Annotated in this window: 13 protein-coding genes; 8 read left to right on the forward strand and 5 right to left on the reverse strand. The window is 46.2% G+C overall.

Translation table 11 applies throughout. The annotated features are described in order from the left end of the window. The first annotated feature begins 52 nt into the window (after window positions 1-52). Window positions 53-1,675 carry a methyl-accepting chemotaxis protein gene (locus C1H71_RS01950; protein ID WP_130105071.1) on the forward strand — a complete coding sequence of 541 codons (1,623 nt, stop codon included), beginning with the start codon at window positions 53-55 and terminating at the stop codon, window positions 1,673-1,675. A 75-nt stretch (window positions 1,676-1,750) separates the two neighbouring features. On the opposite strand, the gene C1H71_RS01955 is transcribed toward C1H71_RS01950, so the two are convergent. Beyond that, window positions 1,751-2,284: a gamma carbonic anhydrase family protein gene (locus C1H71_RS01955; protein WP_130105072.1), complete on the reverse strand. Its 534-nt coding sequence runs from the start codon at window positions 2,282-2,284 to the stop codon at window positions 1,751-1,753. Window positions 2,285-2,759: 475 nt separating this feature from the next. Here C1H71_RS01955 and C1H71_RS01960 point away from each other — a divergent pair, with 475 nt between their 5' ends. The 5 genes from C1H71_RS01960 (at window position 2,760) to C1H71_RS01980 (ending at window position 9,720) form a co-directional block, all read left to right on the forward strand. Beyond that, window positions 2,760-4,793, forward strand: a complete 2,034-nt coding sequence (locus C1H71_RS01960) for a M3 family metallopeptidase (protein ID WP_130105073.1) — start codon at window positions 2,760-2,762, stop codon at window positions 4,791-4,793. A gap of 1,026 nt (window positions 4,794-5,819) precedes the next feature. Beyond that, window positions 5,820-6,803 carry a DUF1852 domain-containing protein gene (locus tag C1H71_RS01965; RefSeq protein ID WP_130105074.1) on the forward strand — a complete coding sequence of 328 codons (984 nt, stop codon included), beginning with the start codon at window positions 5,820-5,822 and terminating at the stop codon, window positions 6,801-6,803. Window positions 6,804-6,830: 27 nt separating this feature from the next. After that, entirely contained in the window at window positions 6,831-7,817 is a 987-nt protein-coding gene (locus tag C1H71_RS01970; protein WP_223145960.1) for a methionine synthase, read from the forward strand. Window positions 7,818-8,374: 557 nt separating this feature from the next. Next, window positions 8,375-8,866: a flavin reductase gene (locus C1H71_RS01975; protein ID WP_130105075.1), complete on the forward strand. Its 492-nt coding sequence runs from the start codon at window positions 8,375-8,377 to the stop codon at window positions 8,864-8,866. Window positions 8,867-8,910: 44 nt separating this feature from the next. After that, on the forward strand, window positions 8,911-9,720 hold the full coding sequence (locus C1H71_RS01980; RefSeq protein WP_130105076.1) for a sulfite exporter TauE/SafE family protein: 810 nt from the start codon (window positions 8,911-8,913) through the stop codon (window positions 9,718-9,720). Window positions 9,721-9,959: 239 nt separating this feature from the next. On the opposite strand, the gene C1H71_RS20870 is transcribed toward C1H71_RS01980, so the two are convergent. Further along, the gene (locus C1H71_RS20870) at window positions 9,960-10,982 is read right to left on the reverse strand and encodes an alpha/beta hydrolase family protein (protein WP_223145961.1); all 1,023 of its coding nucleotides are present in this window, start codon (window positions 10,980-10,982) and stop codon (window positions 9,960-9,962) included. A gap of 140 nt (window positions 10,983-11,122) precedes the next feature. Then, window positions 11,123-11,875, reverse strand: a complete 753-nt coding sequence (locus C1H71_RS20875; protein ID WP_223145962.1) for a TolB family protein — start codon at window positions 11,873-11,875, stop codon at window positions 11,123-11,125. A 176-nt stretch (window positions 11,876-12,051) separates the two neighbouring features. On the opposite strand from C1H71_RS20875, the gene C1H71_RS01990 reads away from it, so the two are divergent. Continuing rightward, window positions 12,052-12,660 carry a class I SAM-dependent methyltransferase gene (locus C1H71_RS01990; RefSeq protein ID WP_223145963.1) on the forward strand — a complete coding sequence of 203 codons (609 nt, stop codon included), beginning with the start codon at window positions 12,052-12,054 and terminating at the stop codon, window positions 12,658-12,660. A 130-nt stretch (window positions 12,661-12,790) separates the two neighbouring features. Next, window positions 12,791-14,311, forward strand: a complete 1,521-nt coding sequence (locus tag C1H71_RS01995) for a thioredoxin family protein (RefSeq protein WP_188053521.1) — start codon at window positions 12,791-12,793, stop codon at window positions 14,309-14,311. A gap of 293 nt (window positions 14,312-14,604) precedes the next feature. Here the strand turns inward: C1H71_RS01995 and C1H71_RS02000 are convergent, their stop codons facing one another. After that, on the reverse strand, window positions 14,605-15,054 hold the full coding sequence (locus C1H71_RS02000) for a TonB-dependent receptor (protein ID WP_188053523.1): 450 nt from the start codon (window positions 15,052-15,054) through the stop codon (window positions 14,605-14,607). Between the two features lie 21 nt (window positions 15,055-15,075). After that, on the reverse strand, window positions 15,076-17,163 hold the full coding sequence (locus C1H71_RS02005; protein ID WP_130105079.1) for a TonB-dependent receptor plug domain-containing protein: 2,088 nt from the start codon (window positions 17,161-17,163) through the stop codon (window positions 15,076-15,078). Window positions 17,164-17,452 lie beyond the last annotated feature (289 nt).

Consider the following 17,452-nt stretch of genomic DNA (forward strand, 5'->3'; position numbering starts at 1 on the left):
TCGCCCTTATTGATATCGCTAAGATCAATAGATTCAGTTAAAGGATTGCGTCATGCATAACATCAGCGTTAGAAACAAACTCTTTATTGGCTTTGCTGTCGTTTTAGTTCTGCTTGCCGCCATGGCGGCCCTTAGTTTAAGAAGCATGGGCAAAATCGATGATGCTATGCGTGATTTAATGGAAGATCGTTACCCCAAAATTGAGCTATCCAATAGCTTAATGATTTTATCTCTCGACAATGGCAGACAAGTGCGCAATATAGCGCTCTCTCCAAGCAAAGAAGATGATGAAATAGCACTCAACAAGCTGAATAAAAATCGCCAAAAAACAAAAGAAAAATTACAAATTTTAGACAAAGGAAGCACAATCCCCAAGGGGCGAGAGCTGTTTGAAAAGCTAAGTCAAGCTGAAAAAATATTAGACACTAAATTTGATGAATTTCAAAAAATAGCAGATGACCCCGCTCAAGCTTGGCCATTTATAAAAGATCAAGTAGCCCCTAATAATAATGCTTATATAAAAGCACTGGAAGAAATAACTAGCTTTCAAGAAGATATAATGAAAAAAAGCAAGGAAGACGCTTATGCCAGCTATGACTCAGCCAAGATTTTTCTAACTTCCGCAAGTTTAATCGCCATGGCCTTAGGCTTATTCATGGCCTTTTATATTGCTAATTTAATTACCAAGCCACTTACACAAGTTGCCGAAGTAGCTAAACAAATCGCTGCGGGCAATCTTTCTTATAGCTGGCAAGGCGTCACGATACATAAAGATGAAATTGGCCATTTACAAAGTGATATTAAAGAGATGCAGAGTAATCTCCGTGGCATTATTCAAATGATGATCAATAATTCGCACGCGGTTTCATCTGCAGCCAGAGAGCTGACATCTGCATCACAACAAGTCTCTGCCAGTACCGATCAACAAACGTCCTCGGCCAGCTCAATGGCCGCTGCAGTGGAAGAAATGAGTACCAGCATGGATCAAGTGGCCTCCAACACCGAAGACGTAAGCAGCCAAGCATCTGAAGCAGGCGCATTAGCTCAATCAGGTAGTACCGACGTGCAATCAGCGGCCAAAGAGATGGATCAGATCGCCAAAGAGGTGGGTAATGCCTCTGAAAAAATTGCAGGCCTCGGTAAACAAATTGAAGAGATCGGCAGTATTGTTGTGGTGATTCGTGAAGTAGCCGATCAAACAAATTTATTAGCACTTAATGCTGCAATTGAAGCAGCCAGAGCCGGTGAGCAAGGCCGTGGCTTTGCCGTCGTCGCCGATGAAGTCAGAAAGCTTGCCGAGCGTACCACCTCATCTGCCGCACAAATCACCTCGATGGTGAGTGCTATTCAGCAAGGTGCACACGATGCAATTGGCAGCATGCAAAATGGGAATAAACGCGTAGGGGATGGTTTAACGCTCACCAATCAAGCCAGAGAGAGCATTCTTAAAATTGATAACAGTAGCCATGAGGTGATTAGCTCAGTAACGAACATCACCGCTCAAATGCAAGAACAGCGCACCGCAGCACGCGGTTTAGCCTTAAATGTTGAGAAAATAGCCCAAATGACCGAAGAAAACGCGGTTGCAGTACGCAGCATGGCCTCATCCATTGGTGGGCTGGACAATATGGCTAAACAGTTAAGCGCATCTGTTACGCAGTTTCGCCTAAGCTAATGAGCAGCAAAGGGGCGCAACATCGCCTCTTTGCTCAGTCTTTATTCAGGCCAATATCGCAAGAATAAACTACCCTTATTTTGCATCTCGGTACTTAGCCATCAAGCGCACATAATGCGCCGCAGAGTAATTAAAGTTGTCGAGCTCTGCCTCGGTCAGCAAGCGCTTTTTTTCAGCTGGGCGGCCCATATATAACCAACCTGATTCTAAAACACGATTTGGCGGCACTAATGAACCGGCCCCAATCATCACCCGATCTTGGATCACCACTCTATCTAGCACAATCGTGCCCATACCTATCAGGCACTCATTGCCAATCGTGCAACCATGCAGCATCACTCCATGACCGATGGTAACGCGCTCGCCAATACGCAAAGGCGCACCGAGTGGATCATCCGCACGTTTATGGCTTACATGCAGCACGGCACAGTCTTGCACATTGCTATCTTTGCCGATGCTAATTGCATTTACATCGCCACGAATCACCGCCCCTGGCCACACCGAAGCACTCTCTCCTAGGCTCACTTCACCTATCAGCCGTGCCGATTCATGTACCCAAGCACCCTCTGCTAAGACTGGTTTAATGCCATCAAACACACCAATTGCCATGAGTTTAAATCCTTTTAAAAAATCTATTGTAAGCGGTAGCCACCTTGCTTTTACTTAGCAGCCCTCAATAATGTATTGAATATGCCATAGGAATCATCACCCTCTGCCTTTTACTTGTGCTTGAGATCATGAAATGAAACGATTCAATCACGTGCGGTGCGCCGCCATGACTGTAGCTCTCATGCTGACACCCCTAACATCCCAAGCGACAGACATTACAACCCGCGCCGCACTCGAACAATACTCAAGCATTGTCCACACAAGCTATCGCGCTAGCATTGCCGCTGCACGTGAAAGCACCCAGCGAAGAAAGCCTTGCGAGCGCCCGCAAAGCCACCAATGCAGACCTCAGCCGCCTTTATATTACAGATTTACACCGTACTTACCCCCAGAGTTTTCAAAGCACGCATCTTGAAATTACACGCCATTGCGCGCATTTACCCCCTATACCATTCTAAATACGCGAGCCAGCTGCATGAGCAATCCACTCCTTGATCTGACCGGCAAACTGCCTGATTACCCAAGCGTTAAACCGACACACATCAACCCAGCACTTGATACCCTACTGGCCAGCAGTGCAGCTGCCGTCACGGCGGCCGAACAAGCCCAAAACCCAAGCTGGGAAAGCTTTGTAGAGCCGTTGGATGAAGCGCTCAATAAATTGGGCCTGGCATGGGGCGTGGTGGCTCACTTAGAAAGCGTGGTGACTACCCCTGAGCTGCGCGATGTTTACAACGCTAATATCGCCCGCATCTCTAATTTTTATACCGAGCTAGGCCAAAATGAGCGGCTGTATGCTCAATACAAGCTCATTGCAGCCAGCGCAGAATTCGCAACTTACAACTCAGCTAAAAAAACCATTATTGAAGACACGCTACGTGATTTCCGCCTCTCTGGTGCGGAGCTACCGGAGGCGCAAAAACAACGCTTTGCCGAAATATCTGAAGAGCTATCAGAGCTAACGGTTAAATTTGGCCAAAACGTGATGGATGCTACCGATGAGTGGGCCTTATATATCGAAGACTTAGCCGAGCTGGATGGCCTACCACAAGACTGGCTTTCTGCCGCTAAATCCGCCGCCGAAGCCGACGATAAAACCGGCTACAAAGTCACACTTAAACAGCCTAGCCAAAGCCCTGTGATGCAGTTTTGTAGTAATCGCTCATTGCGCGAAAAGGTTTATCACGCCAACGTGACCCGCGCCGCAGAATTTGGCCCCGCCGAGCGCGACAACGGCCCGCTGATCAGCCGCATCCACGCGCTGCGCTCTGAAGCCGCTCAATTACTGGGCTTTAATAATTACGGCGAGGAATCGCTGGCGACCAAAATGGCCGATACGCCCGCTCAGGTGGCAGAATTCTTACGAAATTTAGGCCACGGTGCCAAACCGTTTGCTGCACAAGATCGGGCCGAGCTTAAAGCCTTTGCCAAGGAGCACCTTGGCTTGGATACGCTGGCCGTGTGGGATTACGGCTATGCAGCCGAGAAATTATCCGAAGCTAAATATGCCTTCTCTGCCCAAGAAGTAAAAGCCTACTTTACCGAAGACGCGGTGCTGGCAGGCCTATTTAAAGTAATCGAAACGCTCTACAGCCTACGCTTTATTAAAGCCGAAGCGCCGGTCTGGCACCCCGATGTCAACTATTACGCCCTGCAAAATATGGACGGTAGCGCAGTGGGGGGCCTGTATCTGGATCTTTACGCCCGCACCGGCAAGCAAGGCGGCGCGTGGATGAACGATGTGCTTTCACGTAGCCGTAAGGGTGCATCGCAGCAAAACCCAGTGGCGCTGGTGGTGTGTAACTTCGCGCGCGGGGTGGACGGTAAGCCTGCGCTGCTTACCCACGACGATGTAATCACCTTGTTCCACGAGTTTGGCCACGCCCTGCATCACCTCTTAACCGAAGTCGATGAATCCGGCGTATCCGGCATCAATGGCGTGGAGTGGGATGCAGTAGAGCTACCTAGCCAGTTTATGGAAAACTTCTGCTGGGAATGGCAAGTTCTACCCGATTTAACCCGCCACGTAGACAGCGGCGAGCCACTGCCGCGCGCACTATTCGATAAAATGCTAGCCGCCAAAAACTTTATGAGCGGCAGCGGTATGGTGCGTCAGGTTTTACTGTCTTTATTTGATATGGGCCTGCACGCCAACGCAGATGTAATCGACGCCGCAGCACACAATGCCGCCTTGGTTGCCGAATTTGAAACCCCCGTCGCGCCAGACTATAACCGCTGGTACAACACCTTCAGCCATATTTTTGCTGGTGGCTATGCCGCAGGTTATTACAGTTATAAATGGGCCGAAGTGCTGTCTGCCGACGCATATTCCGCCTTTGAAGAAGCCGCCGCAGCGGGCCAAGCCATCCTCGACCCAGTAACCGGCGCGCGCTTTCGTGCCGAAATCTTGGCAAAAGGCGGCAGCCGCCCCGCCATCGACTCCTTCATCGCCTTCCGTGGCCGCAAACCAGAAGTGGCAGCTTTGCTGAGACATAATGGGCTGAATTAAGGCAGGGCTTAGGAGATAAAACCCACGTCTTGAAACACGGATAGCACAGAGAACGCGGAGTTTCACGGAGAAAAACCAAGGTTTTCCATGATTGAATGTTGTTTTTTGGCGCTTCTGAATTGAAATTAATTAAATAAAGTAACGTGGGCACGATTTTGTGCCCACGCGGAAGGCAATAACACTTTATATATCTGCCGCGTGGGCAAGATAAAACACTTTGCCCACCCTACAAACAATCCTATCAACTTAAGTAAAACACAAAGGCATCAGGTATTTCGTAGGAGCGGCTTTAGCCGCGAAAGTACTATTTTTAAAATATTCGCGGCTAAAACCGCTCCTACGTTGATCCTTAATTACTCAAATTAAACACTCCATCCATAAAAAAACGGGCCATGCAGCCCGTTTTTTTTACGCACCTACAACACCCTCGACTTCAAATACGGCTACAAAAATCGAATCGTATGCCCAATCGAATAAACGCGGTTTTCGCGCTTAGCTGCGCAAGCTCGGTGCGCTTGGAGATTTCATGCAGCGACAGATTATCGCGACAATACATCCTTTGGATTTTGTCCATCATTTCCATGGTGACCACCTTTGACCCTCTGCTCAATAATTAAGCAGAACAAGTAAAACATCTGAGACAATCTTGGATCGGAAGAACTTGCTGTAGTGGGTCAGTTTCCGGTCGACGTCAACATCAGCCCCCTCAGCTTCTTGCCCCCCCTCAATTTTAGACAACATGCCTAGCCTTCATTCTGATATTGACCCCACAGGACCTAGCTATGAATTTTTCTCATGTTTTTATTGAAATAACTTCATTTTTATTCATGATTTGATTCAGGTATAAATCATACTGAGTTCTGAAGGCTAGGTAATTTTATTGCCAATTATTAATCATGCTATTAGGAAAGAATTAGAAAAAACTTGGAGCACGCTTGACTGTGAGTATCCGAAAAAATTGGAAATTCCAAGCAGTGAATGAAATAAATTCAGGTTTTATCTCAAAAATTAGGATACCAGATCACAATGAGTAAAGAGTTTACATTTACGATTAATAGCATTAGTTTCGATGAAAACTATCTGCCAGCAGAAAATACGCGTATCACCACCAATTTTGCGAATTTAGCCAGAGGAGAGCATCGCCAAGAGAATCTGCGCAATACCTTAAAGATGATTAACAATCGTTTCAATGAGTTGGCACATTGGGATAACCCTAAATCAGATCGTTATTCTGTAGACCTTGAGATTATTTCTGTTGAGTTGAATATTGATGCTGAAAAGAGCCTTAAGGGTTTGCCTTTAATTGAAATATTAAAAACTAATATTGTTGATCATAAAACTAAGGAGCGAACAGAAGGAATTGTGGGGAACAACTTTTCCTCTTATGTGCGAGATTATGATTTTAGCGTATTGCTGCTGGAACATAATAAGCAGCAAACCCATTTTAGTACGCCAGAAAATTATGGTGAGCTGCACGGAAAGCTGTTTAAAAGTTTCATCAATTCTAAGGCATACAAAGAAAACTTTAAAAAACAGCCTGTGATTTGTTTAAGTGTTTCCAGCAGTCGAACTTATGAGCGGACTGAAAACCAGCACCCTGTATTAGGTGCTGAATACATCCAGGATAAATACTCGCTCACTGATGAATATTTCAAAAAGATGGGTATGCAGGTTCGCTATTTCATGCCTGCGAATAGCGTAGCACCTTTGGCATTTTATTTTTCCGGTAATTTGCTGGCTGATTATACAAATCTTGAGCTGATTAGCACCATCAGCACCATGAGCGCATTCCAAAAAATTTATCGACCTGAAATTTATAATGCCAATTCTGCTGCAGGAAAATTTTATCAACCCAGTTTACAGCACCAAGATTATTCATTAACCCGAATTGTTTATGATCGAGAAGAACGTAACCGACTAGCGATTGAACAAGGAAAGTTTGTTGAAGAGCATTTCATCAAGCCATACCAAGACATTCTTGGGCAATGGGCTGCTAATTGCGCTCTTTAATCTAATAAAACATCGCGGATATTGATTATGAAAATACTATTGCCAACTTCAACTGCGGGCAGTTTACCCAAGCCTACTTGGCTTGCAGAACCAGAGAAAATTTGGTCTCCCTGGAAATTACAAGGTCAAGAATTAATAGACGGCAAATTAGATGCTTTACGTTTGTCACTGCAAGAGCAATTACACGCAGGGATTCATATTGTTAGTGATGGAGAGCAAACGCGCCAACATTTCGTCACTACATTTATTGAGCATCTGAGCGGCGTTGATTTTGAAAAACGTGAAACGGTCAGAATTCGTAATCGCTATGATGCAAGCGTACCCACGGTGGTGGGCGAGGTTGCTAGGACAAAACCTGTTTTTGTTGAAGATGCCAAGTTTCTACGCCAACAAACCAAGCAGCCAATTAAATGGGCTTTGCCCGGCCCGATGACGATGATCGATACCTTGTATGATCGCCATTATAAAAGTCGTGAAAAACTGGCTTGGGAATTCGCTAAAATTCTTAATCAGGAAGCCCGTGAATTAGAGGCTGCTGGGGTAGATATTATTCAATTTGATGAGCCTGCATTTAATGTCTTTTTTGATGAGGTGAATGATTGGGGGGTGGCTACCTTAGAAAGAGCCATTGAAGGACTTCAATGTGAAACCGCCGTGCATATTTGCTATGGTTACGGCATTAAAGCCAATACCGATTGGAAAAAAACGCTGGGATCAGAGTGGCGCCAATATGAAGCCGCTTTCCCCAAATTGCAAAAATCGAATATTGATATTGTCTCACTAGAATGTCAAAACTCGCGGGTGCCCATGGATCTGATTGAACTGATTCGAGGAAAAAAAGTGATGGTAGGCGCTATTGATGTGGCAAACCATACCATTGAAACCCCGAGGAGGTCGCAGATACCCTGCGAAAAGCACTGCAGTTTGTCGATGCGGATAAGCTCTACCCTAGCACCAATTGTGGTATGGCACCTTTGCCGCGTGCAGTCGCACGAGGCAAACTCAATGCATTAACTGCTGGAGCGCAAATCATTCGCAAAGAACTATTGGCCTAGGGTCTGTTGACGTTTCATTCACAATTGCGCTGAGCCGGAAAATGGCTAGGCACAAGGCATGCGACGAAGGCAATAACGCGTTATTTCCAAGGAGCATAACGCAGTGAATGGCCATTTTCCGGCCCAGCCCTTCGGGTTTAGCCCATTTTTGGGGCTGCACGGCGTTAAAAATCGCTGATGGTACTCGTACCATGTCGCAATTTTCTCCTTGTTCAGCCCCAAAACTGGGCCAAACGCAGCCGTGAATGAAACGTCAACAGACCCTAGTTCTACTTGGCCACCCCAAAAATATTTAAACGCAGAGAAGCAGACAAAAACAGCGAAATCGGATTTATCCCTAAAGATTTCTAATGAATTGAATCAGTTTAATTCTTTCTTCCTCTGCGTTTCTGCGTTGGGTCCTTTTCCATTCAACACTGCATTCAACTCTGCACACTGATAGATGATGTACTGAGTGCACGCATGTAGCATGTCATCTTCATGTTTAAAAATACGGTTTAATTTAGGAATAATGTGATGATTGAAACAACAGACTATAAAAGTGCAATGTCGTTGTTAACGGGTGCGGTTAATGTGGTTACTACGACGGGCCTATCTGGTCGTCATGGATTTACTGCGTCTGCAGTTTGTAGCGTGACGGATACACCGCCAACATTATTGGTCTGCATGAATAAATCCGCTCGATCACACAGTCATTTTATAGACAATAAAATTTTAACTGTGAATGTTTTAGGTGTGCATCATCAGTCTATTTCCAGCGCATTTTCATCCCCTATCAATTCAGAAGAGCGTTTTCAATATGGCAATTGGACTGAATTAAAAACGGGCGCACCTGTTTTAGTGGATGCTTTGGTGAGTTTTGATTGTCAGATTGAGCAAATTCAAGAAGTCGGCACGCATACAATTTTTATTTGCCCTATTGTCGCTATTTCGCAAAGCGAATATGAGCAAGGCTTGGTTTATTTTAATCGTGCTTATCATCATGTGGGTCAGGCGCAAGTAGCGTAAACCCACAATATTTAACCTGCAGCACTTAATAAAGTAAGTATATCGTGGAATTAATCATTTTTTTAGCCATAGGTGCCATCGCTGGATTTGCAGCTGGATTATTTGGTGTGGGTGGTGGAATTATCATCGTACCCATATTGTATGTAGTTTTTACGAAAATGAGCTATGGCCCTGAAGTAGTGATGCATTTAGCTTTAGGTACATCGTTGGCGACTATTATAGTCACTTCTATTAGTTCATTACTTGCGCACCATAAAAAAGGTGCCGTTATATGGCCAGTATTCAAAAATTTGGCACCCGGTTTAATCATAGGATCTTTTTTCGGGGCGGGAATTGCCGGATTACTTGCTGGCGAACACTTGCGACTGATTATTGGTATTTTTGCGCTTTGGGTTGCACGCAATATGTTTGTCGGTGCAAAAAAAATAGTCGATCAAAATAAAGTACTGCCCTCAAGGGCTAAGCAAGTATTTGCAGGTACGGTGATAGGTGTGGCTTCTGCTATTTTTGGAATTGGAGGAGGAAGCTTAACCGTCCCTTATCTCAATTTTTATGGCGTGATCATGCAAAAAGCGGTTGGCACATCCGCCGCATGTGGTTTACCCATCGCTATTTCGGGCGCTTTGGGATTTATGCTTTTTGGTATCAAAGAACAGGTCAATATTAGCAATAGTATTGGCTTTGTTCATATTTATGCTTTTTTTGTAATTAGCATAATGAGTTTTTTTACCGCAAAATTAGGTGCAAAAGCGGCGCATGTATTATCCCTCGTCGTGCTTAAAAAATGTTTTGCCATTATGTTATTTATTGTCGGATATTTTTTTATTCTTAAGGGATTAAGTAGTTCGATATAAGTGATATGGCATTTTAAAATGCAATAACAAATGATTTTCCCAGAGCAATCCTATCAACTTAAGCAAAACGTAAAGGCATGGCGTACTTTGTAGGAGCGGCTTTAGCTGCGAAAGCGCTATTTTTGAAATATTCGCAACTTATGCCGCTCCTCCTTTGCTAATCCTTAATTGCTTAAATAAAACACTCCATCCATAAAAAAACGGGCCAATCGGCCCGTTTTCCCTAATTAAAAACTCATCTACTTCAAATACGCCTCCAAAAACCGAATCGTATGCCCAATCGAGTACACGCGATTTTCGCGTTTAGCGGCACCGTGGCCTTCGTCGGCAAAAAGCATCAGCTCGGCGGGAACATGGCGTTTTTGGGCTGCTTCATACATTTTTAGCGCTTCGCCAACCGGCACACGCGGGTCGGACACGCCTTGGATAATCATCAGTGGGGCGATCAGTTTATCAATGTGGTTGATCGGCGAAAGCTGGATTAATGCCTCACGATCTTTCACCGGATCGCCATATTCTGCAATACGCAGCGCACGGCGATAAGGCGCGGTGTTTTGTAAGAAGCTCATAAAATTAGAGATGCCCACGGTAGATACACCTGCATCGTAAGCGCCCGCAAACATCGTCATCCCTGCCAGCGTAGAGTAGCCGCCGTAGCTGCCGCCAATAATGCCGATCTTAGGCACTTGGCCATTTTTAGCCCACTGGCTACGCATATAGCGCGAAGCGTCTTCGATATCGCTAACCACTTGCAAGCGCTTAGCGCCGTCATCCATCGCAAGCCAAGCTTTGCCATAGCCATCCGAGCCACGCACATTGGGCTCGGCAAAGATAAAACCAGCATCCACATACAGCTGCGCCACCGGAGAGAAACCTGCCTTGGTTTGCCCCTCTGGCCCACCATGAAAATGCACGACCACGGGGCAAACCATCGTTGCGCATTGTGCTGGGCGGCGTACAAACATCGGGATTGTAGTGCCATCTCTAGCGGGATAGCTCTCTAAGCTGGCTTTAGCAAAGTGCTGCGTATTTACTTCTGGGCTCATGGCCTGCTGCCATTGCACTAGCTTGCCGGTGCTCCATTCATAGCGATAGCTCAGCCTTGGCGAAGTGGCGGTTTCTACGCTGATCAGGCTATAGCGGCCATCTGGGCTGTGGCCGCTGATCAGCACATGATCGCTGCCTTTAAACTGCGGCAGTTTTATCGGCTGCAGGCTTCTGGCATCCAAGGCAAAGCTACGGATATAACCCGCCTCATTCACGCTATAGCTAATATGCTGACGTGATTTATCGAGCTCAAAGCTGCTGACATCCCAGTTTATTTCAGGGGAAACTGGCTTAAACTGACCTGCCTTCCATTGGTAAAGGCGGCGGAAATTGCCAAACTTCGATGTTTGTACAATCAGCTCATCCGGCCCTGCCCATAGGCGGCGCTATATTCTTCTTTTTCATTCTGACCAAACAAGGGCTTGAGTTCTCCATCGGCCAGCTCATAAAATTCCGCCGCTAGATTGGTAATGGTTTTTTCTAGCAAAATCCGTCCATGGTGCTGATCCGCGATATTCCATAAGCCAGGCTGATCAAACACCACTTGTTTGGTGGCGCTGGCGATGTGGTAGCGATAGATGGTGTAGCTGTCTTTTTGCTTATCATTCGCGCTGTAATACACATATTGATTATCATCAGAAACAAAAGCAAAGCGGGTTTGCACGCCTGCAATACGCTGAATTTCTTTGAGCGCCCCGCCGCCCGCTGGCTGCAAATACAGCCCAGGGTTTTCTTCGCCTTTGCGATCACGCTGAATCACTAAAGTCTGGCCATCGGGGCTGATGCCGGCAATTTGGGTGGCATCTTCTCCGCCCGTCATCTGTACCGGAAAGCGCTGTGGCCCATCCAAACGCCACACTTGGCTTACACCCGTAACCCGCCAGCTAAAGTAAAGCTTTGCGCCATCGGGGCTAAGCATGCCTGCACTGGGGCTAGAAATATCCAGCATGCTTTGAATCCGCCGCGATAAACTAGGCTCTAGCGGCTTGGGGCGAAACGCCTCTATGCTTTCCTTGCTAATGCTGTCTGCGCCAAGGCCAGCGTAATCTGCAGCAAAGGCGCTACTGGTAAAGAAGCCACACACTAATAAACTGCTGATTATTTTCATTGTTTTATCCTTGTCTCTGCACCACGCTGTGCCCATCAACACCCCCACCTTGGCAGCAAGCTAACAAATAGCACATTTAATTACAATAACTTGACTAAATAAGCTAGATAAACACAAGCCACAGTAATGAATTATGCATGATGCGGCAACTGTGGTTATTCCCAACGGAGATCAATATGACCCAGCCCCTAATTAGCCAACAAACACTGGCCCACTACCAAGCCCACGCCGAGGCGTTTAAAACAGGGACGGCCGATCACGATGTGAGCCAGAATATCACCGCACTTTTGCGCCATATTAGCGGCACGGTGCCTTTTGATATCTTGGATTTTGGCTGCGGCCCGGGGCGTGATTTAAAACGCTTCAGCGCACTTGGCTACAGGGCCATTGGTCTAGATGGCACGGCGCGCTTTGTTGAGATGGCCAAAGCCGACAGTGGCTGCGAAGTATGGCTACAGGATTTTCTAGCACTAGATCTACCCAGTGCCCACTTTGACGGCATCTTTGCCAATGCCGTGCTGTTTCATATTCCTAGCGCAGCACTGCCACGCATTCTGATCCAGCTGCACGCCACGCTCAAAACCGGCGGCGTGCTGTTTTGCTCTAATCCACGCGGCAATAATGAAGAAGGCTGGAATCAAGGGCGCTATGGTGCTTATTACAACTTAGAAACATGGCAAAGTTATTTAATCGCCGCAGGCTTTACCGAGCTAGAGCACTACTACCGCCCTGCTGGCTTACCCCGTGAGCAACAACCTTGGTTGGCAAGCGTATGGCGCGCTTAAAAGACATCCGCGCTGAGTAGCAGCCTGTCGCCACAACACAACAAATTGTTAAAATTAGCCTGATTCATTTATTCCAAACAAATATATCAGATAAGATATACTCACACAAACCAATATAAGACAGGATACCGTGAAACTCACCCACGCCCTTGCCCTGATCCTTGTCAGCGGTAACACTTTTGCCTCTCCATCCACCGTGCCAGCAGGCATCGCTTGGGAGCAAGGAGATGTTAGCGCCGCTTTTGCCAAAGCCAAAGCAGAAAAAAAACCACTGTTTCTTTACTGGGGAGCCACTTGGTGCCCGCCATGCAATCAAATTAAAGCCACCGTGTTTAATCAACAGCGTTTTATTGATCGCACCAAACAATTTATTCCAGTCTATGTGGATGGCGATAGCCCAAGTGCGCAAAAGCTGGCCAGCCAGTTTAAGGTGCGCGGTTATCCCAGCATGATTTTATTTAAACCAGACGGCACAGAAATCACCCGCTTGCCTGGCGAAGTAGATGCGGAGCGCTATCTCAGCACGCTAGAGCTAGGCCTCTCTAACGCCCGCCCCGTTAAAGAAACACTGAGCAGCGCACTGGCCGGTGGCAAGCTTAGCGTGGATGACTGGCGTTTACTTGCAGATTACTCATGGGAATCTGATCAAGCCCAGTTAATCGAGGAAAGCAAACTAGCCAGCACACTTAAAACGCTGGCCCAAGCCGTGCCTGCCACCGAAACCTACGCAGCCACACATTTGCAGCTAAAAGCTATTTCTATTGCCGCTGGTGATGAGCAAGCCAGCACCACGCCTGAAGAGCTGGCAATTCTGTATAAAGTATTGGCGGATAAGCAGCTTAGCCGCGATAACTTTGATGTGATCGTCAATAGCGCCAGCGATATTGTCAGCCAGCAGAGTAAAGCGACTTCTGCAGAAAGAAATAAGCTGACTGCAGCATGGAGCAGCGCACTGCAAAAACTAGCTTTAGACCCTTCCCTCTCTGCGAATGACCGCTTAAGCGCGCTGACCAGCCAAGTTGCACTGGCCAAGCTTGATCTGGCTAAAGATGTAAAGCTGGCCGAACCGCTGCTCAAAGAAGTACGTTCACGCGTCAGCGATGCCGATAAAAGCACCAGCAACGGCTACGAGCGTCAATCGGTGATCAGCACTGCGGCTTACACCCTTAGCGAAGCTGGCCTGCTAGATGAATCAGATACCTTACTCAAAGCCGAGCTAAAACGCTCGCACGCGCCTTACTACTTTATGCTCTCCTTGGGGGCGAATGCCAAAAAGCGAGGCAATAAAGATGAAGCCTTAGGCTGGTACGAAGAAGCGTATAAAAAATCAGAAGGCCCAGCTACCCGCGTGCAATGGGGGAGTAGCTATATCAGCGCACTGATTGATTTGGCACCGCAAAGCGATGAGCGTATCGAGCAAACCGCACAAAGCATTCTGAAAGAAGTTGCGGTGACACCCAATGCTTTTTATGAACGTAGCCGCCGCTCGCTGGAAAAAATCGTCACCAAGCTTTCTGCATGGAATAAAGACAAGCAGCACGAAGCCTCAGTAAGCCGTGTGCTGACTCAGCTAGATGGCATCTGCAGCAAGCTACCCGCGACTGATCCACAACGTGCCACTTGCCAAGGTTTGCTTAAACCTAAAGCCTGATGCACTTAATTTAATTCAATCAGCCAATGGCCTTGCACGATGCAAGGCCATTTTTTTAAGCCAAGGATACAAGCATTAAGTTAAATCGTTGCTATAGCCAAATACAGCTTTGCAACAAGATAAATCTTCGCCTAGTTGGGGTAAAGGCGGTTTATCTTAACCATGCGATTTAGCACAACGTGTGCAGAAAAACCTGTCCCCTACAAAAAATACTTCGCACGCCATTGATTTAGCTTCATGCAATAACTGGTTATTGTCGAGGAGTACCATATCAGTGCATTATTCTTATTCGCTTAGAGTTTGTAATCAACACTCACAAATCCATAACGCCCAGACGTGGTGCCATTATATCCACCCCCATCCACCGAATAAGGAGCCACTCTATCAAAGATATTATTAACCCCAATCGCAAACGAGGTCTTTTTATCTAATTTAGAACCAAAGGCAAAATTAAAGGTGGTGTATGAAGGTAAATAGCCATCTGGGTTGCTGCTGTTTTCAGGATCATCTGCCGCATCCCTTACCCTAGCAAAGGTTTTAGCCGAAACGGTAGCATCAAATTCTGCATATTGATAAGCCAGCGTAATGCGGTTCTCCCAATCTGGATAATTATAACCGCCCGTGCGATCAACCGGCGGGGTGTCTTGCAAATCCGAACGCTTATAGCTTAGCAAATAGCTAAACTGATCCCGCAGCGTAAATTTACCCCAGCCATCTGTTTTATATCCAAGGTTTAAATCCACATCAATTCCTGAAGTTTCAATTTAGCCAATATTGGATAATGGCAAATCAATCACGTCAATTTTGCCTTTAGTCAAACTTGGATAATTCTTTACTTCATCCGGATCTAATGCGAAGCGTTTAATCAATTTAGCCAAGGCTGGGTTGCTATCTTCGTGATCAATGACGTATTGCGGGCTTAATTTTTCAATGGCATCGTTTTGCTTAATTTGATACCAATCCACACTAACCGAAGCATCTTTAGTTGGCTCAAATACCAAACCTAAAGTCAGGTTATTAGATGTTTCAGGTTTTAACTGCGGATTACTCTGGCTGTTTAAATCAACTCGCCCCGAGCATGAGCCACCCTCTAGGCCCATAGGTTGGCATCTAGCCCAATCATTATAAAAATAGTAGCTAGGCGTTGGGGACATATTCAATTGCTGCAAACTTGGCGCTCTAAAAGTGCTGGTTGCCGAGCCGCGCAGTAATAAGGTACCAAACGGCCGGTAAGATAATGCCAACTTAGGTGAAGTTGCACCGCCCACGTCGTCGTAATGGTCGTAGCGTAATGCGGCTTGTAACTCTAGGTTTTTAAGCAGCGGAATACTCAGCTCGCCATAGATAGACTTCACCAAACGGCTGCTCGCTACCGTGGCATCTTCATCGGCTTTTTCTTTTAATAGGTTAATCCCCGTGGCAAAACCCACATCACCTGCTGGCAAGCTAAACAGAGCGGAGTGTGAGAGCTTGGCATCCGCAATCAGCAGCGAAGCAGTGCCTTCATGATTGCGCCGAGTTAGCAACGCTTTAGCCTGCGATTCTGGATTCCATGCCAGAAAAGGATCATAGCCACCATTTTTTAATGCATTGCTGATTTTTGTAGCATCTGCGCGCTCTCTAGACTGGCTACTTTTATTACTGCTATAGGTCAGTGCCGTTTCTACATCCCAAGCCGAAATCGAGCCCCTAGCCCCCAGTACGGCGCGGAGTGAATCGCTATCCACATCATTTTGCGCCAAACCAGCCTCATAAATCCGCCGAGATATAGTGACATCTTTGCCATCGGTTTTTACCCCGTTGATCACATCGCGGTAGGCTGCGTCTCCTTCCTTAAGCACCGCCTGAGCAGTTGGGATAGCCACAGGCCAGGTTTCAAATTCCTGCTTATCTTTGCTAATACCTAATTCGGCAAAGAGGGAAAAATGATCATTAAATTGATAGCTGTAAAGTGCATTGGCGCTAATCCGCTGAATATGCGCAGTGCGATATAAATTATCATTGGCTAAGCATTTTTGATTGCCAAATTTATCGATAGCAATTTCGCCATGGCCTTCGCACCCTGGTAATAAAGTGGTCGTGCCACCTTTGATTTTATAAGCGCCACCATACAGGCCAGTAAATCGATTATCTGCGCCGCCTTGGCTGCGATGATCTAAACTACGGGTCGCATCGTGCTCGCTATCTTTGGTAGGCTGTTTATTTAACACATCCAGCGTCAGCAATAAATTTTGCCCGTCTTCATTTAAATTACCAAACCCTGCAGCAATCCCAAACACCACATTTTGCCCATCACCTGCAAAGTTTTGGCCCAGCTTACTGGTCAGTGCCACCCCTTCAAAATCACGCTTGGTTTTAAAGTTAATCACCCCAGCTACCGCATCCGAGCCATAAATCGCTGCCGCCCCATCATAAAGCACTTCGATTTGCTCGATAGCCGAGAGCGGAATATTGTTCAAGCTAACGGGGCTGGTATCCACATCAGCAAAACCGTTGGGTGCTAAGCGACGGCCATTTAATAAAATCAACGTATTTTTGGCACCCATACCCCGCAAGCCCACGGTGCTAGAGCCTGGCGCAAAGCGGCCACCATCAGTAGCAAACTCCAGCGAAGCTTTAGGAATCAACTGATCCAAGGCCTCTACTACCGTAGTTGCGCCTGTTTTTTCAATATCTGCACGCTTAAACACAGTAACCAAAAAAGGGCCTTCCTGGTTAATCCGTTTGATATTGGAACCCACCACTTCAACCCGCTCTACCTTATTGACGGCTGGTGGCTCTTCGGCGTAGCTCAGCGCTGAAGCCGTTATTTGGGCAATCATCATCGCTAAGAATTTTGGTTTGAAACGCATATCACCCCCTTGAGTAGGCAAAAACCACTTGCCAAATATAACTTCAAGCTATTAAAAATATTATTTATAGATCAATAACGAAAAGTATCACAAACAAGAGAAAATATGCCAAACGGATAATATAAAAACATAGGTATTAGACTAAGTACCTGATCTATATATAAATATTTATTCATTAATCAATAGGCAAAGATACAACAATTAATAAATATATTTATAATTAAAAGAAAGCTAGCACCTATTAAGTAATATTTATAAGTTTATTCCAAATTAATTTTTATCCACCCAT

The organism is Iodobacter fluviatilis (assembly GCF_004194535.1).
In the GTDB taxonomy this organism is placed as follows: domain Bacteria; phylum Pseudomonadota; class Gammaproteobacteria; order Burkholderiales; family Chitinibacteraceae; genus Iodobacter; species Iodobacter fluviatilis_A.